Origin of the sequence: Microbacterium candidum, from assembly GCF_030315975.1 — a bacterium.
GTDB classification, from domain to species: Bacteria; Actinomycetota; Actinomycetes; order Actinomycetales; family Microbacteriaceae; genus Microbacterium; species Microbacterium candidum.
In genome coordinates this window covers 96213-105343 of the sequence record NZ_JASXSZ010000008.1, presented here as the reverse complement: position 1 = coordinate 105343, position 9131 = coordinate 96213, and the positions used below count along the sequence as shown (strand labels likewise).

General features: G+C 70.8%; 12 protein-coding genes. 4 read left to right on the top strand and 8 right to left on the bottom strand.

The genetic code is table 11. The features are described 5' to 3' along the window. Positions 1–32 precede the first annotated feature (32 nt). On the bottom strand, positions 33–635 hold the full coding sequence (locus tag QSV35_RS19230) for an MBL fold metallo-hydrolase (protein ID WP_286290590.1): 603 nt from the start codon (positions 633–635) through the stop codon (positions 33–35). Then, entirely contained in the window at positions 632–1447 is an 816-nt protein-coding gene (locus QSV35_RS19225) for an alpha/beta fold hydrolase (RefSeq protein WP_286290589.1), read from the bottom strand. The genes QSV35_RS19230 and QSV35_RS19225 overlap by 4 nt, the downstream gene beginning before the upstream one ends. A gap of 123 nt (positions 1448–1570) precedes the next feature. Here QSV35_RS19225 and QSV35_RS19220 point away from each other — a divergent pair, with 123 nt between their 5' ends. Genes QSV35_RS19220 through QSV35_RS19210 form a run of 3 tightly spaced genes read left to right on the top strand, consistent with a single transcriptional unit; the run spans position 1571 to position 2690 of the window. Beyond that, positions 1571–1912, top strand: coding sequence for a metallopeptidase family protein (locus QSV35_RS19220; RefSeq protein WP_286290588.1), 342 nt, complete (start codon positions 1571–1573; stop codon positions 1910–1912). After that, a complete protein-coding gene (gene clpS / locus QSV35_RS19215; protein WP_419956872.1) occupies positions 1909–2199 on the top strand; it encodes an ATP-dependent Clp protease adapter ClpS in 291 nt (96 codons plus the stop codon). The genes QSV35_RS19220 and clpS overlap by 4 nt, the downstream gene beginning before the upstream one ends. A gap of 11 nt (positions 2200–2210) precedes the next feature. Beyond that, positions 2211–2690, top strand: a complete 480-nt coding sequence (locus QSV35_RS19210) for a DUF2017 family protein (protein ID WP_286290586.1) — start codon at positions 2211–2213, stop codon at positions 2688–2690. 7 nt (positions 2691–2697) lie between these two features. Here the strand turns inward: QSV35_RS19210 and QSV35_RS19205 are convergent, their stop codons facing one another. The 6 genes from QSV35_RS19205 to gatC form a co-directional block, all read right to left on the bottom strand. After that, a complete protein-coding gene (locus QSV35_RS19205; protein ID WP_286290585.1) occupies positions 2698–3291 on the bottom strand; it encodes a nucleoside/nucleotide kinase family protein in 594 nt (197 codons plus the stop codon). Beyond that, entirely contained in the window at positions 3266–3586 is a 321-nt protein-coding gene (locus QSV35_RS19200) for a hypothetical protein (RefSeq protein ID WP_286290584.1), read from the bottom strand. The genes QSV35_RS19205 and QSV35_RS19200 overlap by 26 nt, the downstream gene beginning before the upstream one ends. Positions 3587–3630: 44 nt before the next feature. Further along, positions 3631–4887, bottom strand: a complete 1257-nt coding sequence (gene dinB / locus QSV35_RS19195) for a DNA polymerase IV (protein WP_286290582.1) — start codon at positions 4885–4887, stop codon at positions 3631–3633. 93 nt (positions 4888–4980) lie between these two features. Beyond that, the gene (gene gatB, locus QSV35_RS19190) at positions 4981–6495 is read right to left on the bottom strand and encodes an Asp-tRNA(Asn)/Glu-tRNA(Gln) amidotransferase subunit GatB (RefSeq protein ID WP_286290581.1); all 1515 of its coding nucleotides are present in this window, start codon (positions 6493–6495) and stop codon (positions 4981–4983) included. After that, positions 6495–8009 carry an Asp-tRNA(Asn)/Glu-tRNA(Gln) amidotransferase subunit GatA gene (gene gatA, locus QSV35_RS19185; protein ID WP_286290580.1) on the bottom strand — a complete coding sequence of 505 codons (1515 nt, stop codon included), beginning with the start codon at positions 8007–8009 and terminating at the stop codon, positions 6495–6497. The genes gatB and gatA overlap by 1 nt, the downstream gene beginning before the upstream one ends. Next, entirely contained in the window at positions 8006–8305 is a 300-nt protein-coding gene (gatC, locus tag QSV35_RS19180) for an Asp-tRNA(Asn)/Glu-tRNA(Gln) amidotransferase subunit GatC (RefSeq protein WP_286290579.1), read from the bottom strand. Before gatC ends, gatA begins: the two co-directional genes overlap by 4 nt. Positions 8306–8417: 112 nt before the next feature. On the opposite strand from gatC, the gene QSV35_RS19175 reads away from it, so the two are divergent. Further along, positions 8418–9128, top strand: a complete 711-nt coding sequence (locus QSV35_RS19175; protein ID WP_286290578.1) for a hypothetical protein — start codon at positions 8418–8420, stop codon at positions 9126–9128. The last annotated feature ends 3 nt before the right edge of the window (positions 9129–9131 follow it).

Genomic DNA, 9131 nt, shown 5'->3' with positions numbered 1-9131 from the left:
GGCGCGGCCCCCCCCCCCCCCCACTTCTCGTTTCACGGTCGCCACGGGTCGTCCGTGTGAGTCAACCAGACGAGCGACGGATCGAGCGAGCGGATCGACTGCTGTCCCACGGTGGTCGGCTCGTCGAGCTCCCCGTGCCAGACGGCCGTGTCGCCGGCGATCACGATCGGATGCTCCCCCGTCCCCACGACGACGATCTGCGAACCGCGCGTATGGCCGGGCGCAGGAACGAGCCGGATCCCGGGCAGCAGCTCGAACTCGCCGTCCACCGCGCGATAGGCCAGTCCCGGGGCATCCACCCATTCGCGGATCGTGTAGTCGGGCAGACTGCGCGCGTCATCCAGCTCCTGCCGCTGGACGTGGATCGGGGAGCCGGCGAACAGATGATTGCCGCCGCAGTGGTCGAAATGGAGGTGGGTGTTGACGACGATGTCGACGTCGCCGATCTCGGCCGTCCAGTCCGCGACCGGACGGAGGTGCGGATCGAGATCCGCCACAGCCGGGTGCAGCTCGGTGAGGCCGGTGTCGACGAGCACCCGACCTTCCGGATGGTCGATGACATGGACGTAGACGGGCATGCCGTCGCCGGCGGCGCGCAGCTCCCCGACGAGCACGGGCGTCACGGTGATGTTCATGAGCGCTGTCCTTTCTGTTCGATCGGATGGCGTTCGAGGAAGTCGACCATCGCCGCGGCGACCTCGGCGCTGTGCGTCGCCGCCACGATGTGGCCGCCACCCGGGATGACGACCTCCTCCGCCTGCGGGATCAGCCGCAGTACCCGATGCCTGGCGGCGGCGAACATGGGCGCCGTCTCCGCTCCGCCGATGCACAGGACCGGATGCGGCGGCGCCGCGGCGAGGCGCCACCGCAGGAGCGCGGGGATGTCGGACGCGAAGAAGGTGTCGGCATCCCTCTCGATCCGTTCGACCTCCGACACAGGCAGCTCGAGGCGACGTGCGCTCCACGCCCCGTCCCCCATCGCCTGCGCGAAGACGTCGAGGGCCGAAGCGACTCCCTCGTTCGCATAGGTCTCCGCAAGACGACCGGCGACCTGCGCGAGGTCGTCGGAGCCGTCCGGGGGCGGCACTTCGATGAGCACCACCGTCGCGACGGCCGACGGCGCCAGGGCCGCGACGGCCAACGCGATCGAGGAACTGAAGCTCGTGCCGACGATGTGCGCGGGCTCCGCGCCGAGGGCGCGCAGCACCGCGATGGCATCGGCGGCATCTCCGACGACCCCGCCGCCGGAGGGCGGGCTGCTCGATCCGTAGCCCCTGCGTCTCACATCCACGACGCGATATCGCGCTCTCAGCGCGGGCTCTGCCGCAAGGGTCGCGAGCTCGTCCGGATCGAGCGCCGTCTGGATGAGGAGCACCGGCTCCCCCGCACCCATGGCCCGCACCTCGACCTGGGCGCCATCTCCGACGGACACGCTGCGGACGTCCACGCCGTCACTATGACACGACCCGGCGACCCGTGGCATCCCCTCGCGACCGCCGTCCCCGCCCGCCGGTAGGATTCCGGTGTACCCGTTCTCCGAGCACGATTGTTGGTCCCCGTGAGTGTCGACATGGATGCCGAGACCTTCGAGGCCCTCGTGATCGATGAGCTCGATCAGCTGCCCGACGACATGGTCGACGGACTCGACAACGTCGTCTTCGTCGTGGAAGACCGTCCTGAGGACGGCAGCCTCGACCTCCTCGGCCTCTACGACGGACTCGCCCTCACCGAGCGCGACCGCTACGGTCTCGGCGAGCTCCCCGACCGGATCATCGTGTACCGCGAGCCGCATCTGTCCGTGTGCGACGACGAGGATGAGCTGCGTGACGAGGTGCACACGACGCTCGTCCACGAGATCGCCCATTTCTACGGCATCGACGATGAGCGGCTGCACGAACTGGGGTGGGCATGACGCCGGCGATCTCTCCCGATACGCGCGAGGAGGTGCGGATCTCCGAGCAGGCGGCCACGCCGTGGCAGACCGTCGTATGGAACGATCCCGTCAACCTCATGTCGTACGTCGTGCACGTCTTCCGCACGTACTTCGGATACTCGAAGCAGGAGTCGACCCGGCTGATGCTCGCCGTCCACCACGACGGTCACGCGGTCGTGGCGCAGGGTGCGCGCGAGCAGATGGAGCTGCACGCCCAGGCGATGCACGACTACGGGCTGTGGGCCACGGTGCGGAGGGCTGAATGAGGCGACTCGTCATGGAGATGACGCGGATCGAGGCCGCCCATCTCATGGGCCTCGTCGGCCAGTTCCTCGAGGTGCTGGATGCCTCGGCCCCCGGCGATTCGACCGACCCGGCGGTCGCCCGGCTGACACCCGACGCCTACCCCGAGGACGCGGACGCGTCGGCGGAGTTCCGCACGATGACCCAGTCGGAACTTCTGGATCGGCGCGCCTCCGACGCGCGTTCGGTGCTCGCCCAACTCGCGCTCGCCGGCGCAGATCCGGATGGGCTCACCGACGACAACGCACTCGACACGGTCGCACTGCCCCTGACAGTCGACGACGCCTCCGCCTGGCTGCGGGCGCTCGCATCCCTCCGCCTCGTCCTGGCGGAGCGGCTCGGGGTGTCCTCCGAGGACGACCACGACGAGGACGACCAGCGCTTCGCCATCTACGACTGGCTCGGCTACCGCCTCGATGCGCTGGTGCAGGAGATCGACGCGCTCGACGACTGAGCCGACGTCACGGGATCCGGAAGACGTGCGTGGCGAGCGCCGTCGGGTCGTCGCGCGTCAGGTGCCTCTCCTCCTGCTCGGCCCACTGCGTCCAGTGCGGCCGGAAGGCGTCGCCGTCCCGCTCGAGGGCGCGGTGCTTCCGCGAGGGCTCGGGCGACTCGAGCCACACCCGGATGTCACTCATCCGCTGGGTGCGCGGGGTGAGGATGCCGCATCCCTCGACGACGAGGGGCAGGGCGGGATCGACGGCGTGCGGTTCCGCGTACGTCCCTGCATCCCATGCCCATCGTCGCCACGTGCCGACGAGGCCGCGCGCGTGCGGGGCGAGGATGAGCTCCCGCGCCGTCTCGACACCGTCGAACAGGCCGTCCCAACCCGGGTACAGAGCGTCGAGCGCCACGGACTGCACGGGTCCGCGCAGCGGCCACCGAGCCACCAGTTCGCGCGCGAGGGTCGTCTTCCCCGCGCCGCTGCGTCCGTCGATCAGGATGACCGGATTCGACGCCGATACGGCGCGCACCGCATCCACGAGAGCTGATGCGGCGGCATCCAGCGCGGTCTGGACGGGGTCGGCGCTACTTCTTGAGGAAACGGATGACACGGCTGAGCGCACGTCCCGTCACGAAAACGAACGGGATGGCGACCGCCAGGAGAGCGACGGGGTTGGGCTCGAAGCGCAGGTTGCCGCCGCGGCTGATGTATGCGCCGATCGGGATCGCGTAGCCGCCACCCGCGCCACCGCCGTTGCCGGACTCGTCGGACCCGCCGCCGAAACCGGACCACGTCAGGGCGACCGGGATCATCTTGGTCCCGTCGACGTCCTCCTGCGCGCCGTAGGCGCTTCTCACGCCGAAGTCCGCGGTCTGCTTGCCGAGCTCGAGTGCGATGTTGGGCATGCACCAAAGGTAGCGCGCGCGACCGCCGCTGTGCGCGCGGGCGCTCAGTGCTCGGGCGGACGTGGATGCGACGGAAGCGATCCCCCGCCGCGGGAGGGGCCCAGGTGCGTCGCGCGCGTGACGGCGCCGCGGCCGAATCGTGCTGTCGCGTCATCCAGTGCGTCCTCGACCCGCCGCCACTCCGCGTCGTCGTCCCAGAGGGCCATCCCGCCCGCGCCGGACGGTCGGAGCCGCTCGCCGCGGACACCGACGAGCCGCACCGGCATGCGGAGGTCGACGGCGTCGAACAGCTCGATCACGGCCTCGCCGATGCGCTGTCCGACCGAGGTGGGCTCCGCCAGCGTCTGGGAACGGCTGATCGTCGTGAAGTCGGCGAACCGGAGTTTCAGTGCCACCGTCGACGCCTCCCAGCCACCGCCGCGCAGTCGGGCGCCGACGCGATCCGCGAGGCGCCGCAGCTCCGAACGGAGGATGACGGCATCGCCGATGTCCTCGTGGAAGGTCTCCTCGTGGCCGACGCTCTTCTCGGCCCGTGCAGTGTCCACCTCACGGGCGTCGATGCCGCGGGCAAGATGCCATACGCGATCTCCCATCGCGGGCCCGAGCGCGCGATCGAGCACGGGCCGCGGGGTGGCCAGGATGTCGGCGACGGTGTGGATGCCGCGCCCTTCCAGCGCCTCGGACGCCTTCGGGCCGACTCCCCACAGCGCGCGGACGGAGCGTGCAGCGAGGAAGGCCGCGGTGTCGGCCTCCGCGACGATGAGCAGCCCATCGGGCTTGGAGATCGTCGACGCCATCTTGGCCACGTGCTTCGTCGCGGCGACGCCGATGCTGCAGGTGAGCCCGGTCTCCTCGAGGACGCGGGCGCGCAGCATCCGAGCGATGCGCCCGGGGCTCCCCCACAGCCGTCGCGCGCCGCGCACATCGAGGAAGGCCTCGTCGATCGAGAGCGGCTCCACGAGTGGCGTGAACGACCGGAAGATGTCCATCACGCGGCCGGAGATCTCGATGTACCGCTCGAAGTGCGGCATGACGACGATCGCGGTCGGGCACAGCCGCAGGGCCTGGCCGACCGGCATGGCCGATCGCACGCCGAAGCGACGCGCCTCGTACGACGCGCTCGAGACGACGCCACGGCCTTCGGGGGCGCCGACGATGATCGGCCTGCCCTTCAAGGACGGGTCATCGAGGATCTCGACGGATGCGTAGAACGCATCCATGTCGACGTGCAGGATGCCGGTGCCGGTGTCGTCCGCGTCATCCGGTGAGACGATGCGGCCCGATCCGTCTCCGCGTCCCATGGTGCGATTCTCCCCGATGTCTCCGACATCCCCCTCACCCGCGAAGGTGCACTCGTTCCGGACGAGTGCACCTTCGGCGGGACTGCGGGAGGACTACTGGGCGGCCCGCTCCAGCACGAGCTCGCGCACGCGGGCGGCATCCGCCTGACCCTTCATGGCCTTCATGACCGCGCCGATGACCGCCCCGGCGGCCTGCACCTTGCCGTCGCGGATCTTCTCCAGCACGTCGGGCTGCGCCGCGAGCGCCTCATCGATCGCCGCGATCAGGGCGCCGTCATCGGACACCACGGCGAGCCCGCGCGCATCCACGATCTCCTGCGGCGTGCCCTCGTCCGCGATCATGCCCTCCAGCACCTGGCGGGCGAGCTTGTCGGTGAGGGTGCCGGCGTCCACGAGCGCCTGCAGCTGCGCGACCGCCTCGGGCGAGACGAGGTCGGACGCCTCGAGCTCCTGGAGGTTCGCGATGCGGGTGATCTCGCCGGTCCACCACTTGCGGGCGGCGGCCGGAGCCGCTCCCGCCGCGATGGTCGCCTCGACGACGTCCACGAGACCGCCGTTGGCGACGTCCTGGAACTCGAGGTCGGTGAAGCCCCACTCGCCCTTGAGGCGCCGACGGCGTGCCACCGGCTGCTCGGGAAGAGCCGCGCGCAGTTCCTCGACGAGCGCTCCGGACGGTGCGACGGGGAGGAGGTCGGGCTCCGGGAAGTACCGGTAGTCGTCGGCGTCCGACTTCGGGCGGCCGGGCGAGGTCGTCCCGGTGTCCTCGTGCCAGTGGCGCGTCTCCTGCGTGATCGAGCCGCCCGCGGCGAGGATCGCCGCCTGGCGCTGGATCTCGTAGCGCACCGCCCGCTGCACCGAGCGCATCGAGTTGACGTTCTTCGTCTCCGTGCGGGTGCCGAGCTTCTCCTGGCCGCGCGGGCGCAGAGACACGTTGGCGTCGCAGCGCAGGTTGCCCCGCTCCATCCGCGCCTCGGAGATGCCGAGCGCGATCACGATGTCGCGGATCGCCCGGACATATGCCGCGGCGAGCTCGGGCGCACGGCCCTCGGCGCCGAAGATCGGCTTCGTGACGATCTCGACGAGCGGGACGCCCGCCCGGTTGTAGTCGACGAGTGAGTACTCGGCACCCTGGATGCGGCCGGTCGCGCCGCCGACGTGGGTGAGCTTGCCCGCGTCCTCTTCCATGTGCGCACGCTCGATCGGGATCTGCACGAGCGTGCCGTCTTCGAGCTCTACCTCGACCTGACCCTCGAACGCGATCGGCTCGTCGTACTGCGAGATCTGGTAGTTCTTGCCGAGATCCGGGTAGAAGTAGTTCTTCCGGGCGAACCGGCTCGACGGCGCGATCGAGCAGCCGAGGGCGAGCCCCAGGCTGATCGACGAGCGCACGGCCTGCGCGTTGACGACGGGCAGCGCACCGGGAAGACCCATGTCCACCGGCGCGACGAGCGTGTTCGGCGCGGCGTCGTGGTTCGACTCATGCGCGGGGTTGGGCGCCGCGGAGAACATCTTGGTCTCGGTGTTCAGCTCGACGTGCACCTCGAAGCCGAGGACGGGCTCGAAGAGCTCGAGCGCCTCGTCGAAGTCCATGAGCGCATCCTTCGCCATCAGCGGGCCTCTCCGTTCAGCAGGGGTGCACGATCCAGGAGCGGTCCGCCCCATCCATCTACCAGGAGCGCCTCTACCGCGGCTCCCACACGGTACAGGCGCGCGTCCTGTCGCAGGGGCGCGAGGAACTGGATGCCGACCGGGAGGCCGTCTTCTGCAGCCAGCCCCGACGGCACCGAGATGCCGGGGACGCCCGCGAGGTTCGCCGGGATCGTCGTGACGTCGTTGAGGTACATCTGCATCGGGTCGTCGATCTTCTCGCCGAGGCGGAAGGCCGTGGTCGGCGCCGAGGGCGTCGCGATGACGTCGACCTGCGCGAACGCCTCGTCGAAGTCGCGCTGGATCAGCGTGCGCACCTTCTGCGCCGAGCCGTAGTAGGCGTCGTAGTAGCCCGCCGACAGCGCGTAGGTGCCGAGGATGACGCGGCGCTTCACCTCGTCGCCGAAGCCGGCGTCGCGGGTGGCGGCCATGACGTCCTCGACGGTGCCGCCCGGGACGTCCACGCGCATGCCGAAGCGCACCGAGTCGAACTTCGCCAGGTTGCTGGATGCCTCGGCCGGGAGGATCAGGTAGTACGCGGCCACGCCGTACTCGAAGTGCGGCGCGCTGATCTCGACGATCTCGGCGCCCTGCGCCTCCATCGCGGCCAGGGCCGCGCGGAAGGACTCGGCGACGCCCTGCTGGAAGCCGGCGTCCGGCAGTTCGCGGATGACGCCGACCTTGAGGCCCTTCAGCACGTCGCCGCGCGCGCCTTCGCGGGCGGCGGCCGCGAACGACGGCCACGCCTCCTCGAGCGAGGTGGAGTCATGCGGGTCGTGCCCGCCGATCACGTCGTGCAGGAGGCCCGCGTCGAGCACGGTGCGCGTCACGGGGCCGACCTGGTCGAGGCTGGAGGCGAGCGCGATCGCACCGTAGCGGCTGACGGCGCCGTACGTCGGCTTGACACCGACGGTTCCGGTGACGTGCGCGGGCTGGCGGATCGAGCCGCCCGTGTCCGAGCCGAGCGCGAGGGGCGCCTCGAAGGCCGCGACGGCCGCGGCCGAACCGCCGCCGGAGCCGCCCGGGATCCGGTCGAGGTCCCACGGGTTGTGGGTGGCGCCGTAGGCGGAGTGCTCGGTCGACGAGCCCATCGCGAACTCGTCCATGTTGGTCTTGCCGAGGGGCACGAGACCGGCGGCCCGCGAGCGCGCGACGACGGTCGCGTCGTAGGGCGACATGTAGCCCTCGAGGATGCGGGAGCCGCTCGTGGACGGCATGTCGGTCGTGACCAGCACGTCCTTGATCGCGAGCGGCACGCCGGCGAGCTCGCCGAGCTGCTCCCCCGCCGCACGGCGGCGGTCGATCTCCGCGGCGGCGTCGAGCGCGCCCGCGTTCACGTGCAGGAAGGCATGGATGTCGGCATCCACCGCCGCGATGCGGTCGAGGTGGGCCTGCGTCGCCTCGACGCTGGAGACCTCGCGGGCGGCGAGCTTGGCGGCGAGGTCCGCGGCGGACAGCCGGGTGAGGTCGGTCACTGCTCTTCTCCCAGGATCGCGGTCACGCGGAAGCGGTCGTCGTCGGCATCCGGCGCATTCTGCAGCGCCTGCGCGACGGTGAGGACCGCACCCGGGACGTCGGGGCGGAACACGTTCTCCAGGGCGACGGGATGGCTCGTCGCGACGACGTCGGCGGTGGCCACCTCCGACACCTTCGCGATGTTCGAGACGATCGAATCGAGCTGGCCGGTGAGACGCTCGACCTCGGCGTCGCTCAGCTGGATCCGGGCGAGCACACCGAGATGGCGCACGAGATCAGGGGTGATTTCAGACACCGGTCAAGTCTACGGGGCGCCCTCTGCGGACGTCGACGCGATGATTCGAATATCGGATGGATGCAGGCATCACCGCGTTGTGAATGTCGTACCTTCGTTCTACTCTCGATGTATGGCCCTCACCCGTCCCGCTCCCGCCGAGATCGCGCAGCTGCGCGCCCGGCTCGCGCGTGTGGAACGACGGCAGGCCGACGCCCCGGTCCTGCCCGCGCCACGGGCACTGGCCGGAATCCTGCCCGAACCGGGCCTGCGACGCGGCTCGGTGTACGCGCTGCCCGAGGCGCCTACGAGCCTGCTGCTGGCGCTCCTCGCGGCGCCCTCGCAAGCCGGGTCGTGGTGCGCGGTCGTCGGGTTCCCGACGCTGGGAATCGAAGCCGCAGAAGACTACGGCATCGCGCTCGACCGACTGGCGCTCGTCGCCGAGCCCGGGCCACGGTGGCTGTCGGTCGTCTCGGCGCTCGCCGAGGTCGTGCCGGTCATCGGCGTGCGGCCCGGGTCCGGCATCCGTCCCGCCGAAGCCGCGCGCCTGCACGCGCGCCTGCGCGACCGCGGCACCGTCCTGCTGGTGGCGGGTGCATGGCCGGAGGCGCATGCCGTCCTGGATGTGGAGGGCCAGATGTGGTCAGGGCTGGAAGACGGTCATGGGCTGCTCCAGGCCCGCGAAGTGACCGTCACCGCGGTGGGCCGGCGCTCCCCCGTCCCTCGTCGTGCCCGACTGCAGCTGCCCGGCCCCGAGGGTGCGGCGGTCGGCGTCACTCCTGCGATCGATGAGGCTCCGCGCTTCCCGGAGGCTCTTCCGGTCAGGCTTTCGGCGGTGGGGTGACAC